The 510-nt window shown below is 71.4% G+C and carries 1 protein-coding gene; it reads left to right on the forward strand.

The annotated features are described in order from the left end of the window. Positions 1 to 510: phosphomethylpyrimidine synthase ThiC (locus ACK4S7_RS13310; RefSeq protein WP_409647776.1), on the forward strand; the 510-nt coding region annotated here is incomplete at both ends.

Genomic DNA, 510 nt, shown 5'->3' on the forward strand with positions numbered 1-510 from the left:
CCTCAGCGGGCCGCTGCCGTTCCCGCGCGTGCCCCGCCCGCGCCGCGCCCGAGCCGGTGCGGGGATCACGCAGCTTCAGGCGGCGCGGCGCGGCGAGATCACCCCGGAGATGGAGTTCGTCGCGCTGCGCGAGGCGCTGCGGCAGGAGACGGACTTCGACCTGACCCACCAGCATCCCGGTCAGGGGTTCGGGGCCGCCATCCCGCGCGAGATCACGCCGGAATTCGTGCGCGCCGAGGTCGCGCGGGGCCGCGCGGTGATCCCCGCGAACATCAACCACCCGGAACTGGAACCCACCGTGATCGGGCGGAACTTCCGGGTGAAGATCAACGCGAACCTCGGCACCAGCATCGTGACCAGCTCCATCGAGGAGGAGGTCGGGAAGATGATCTGGGCGACCCGCTGGGGCGCGGACACGGTCATGGACCTCTCGACCGGGCGGCACATCCACCCCACCCGCGAGTGGATCGTGCGGAACAGCGCCGTGCCGGTTGGGACCGTGCCGATCTA

The sequence above is a fragment of the Sphingorhabdus sp. genome (genome assembly GCF_046292425.1).
In the GTDB taxonomy this organism is placed as follows: Bacteria; Pseudomonadota; Alphaproteobacteria; order Sphingomonadales; family Sphingomonadaceae; genus Sphingorhabdus_B.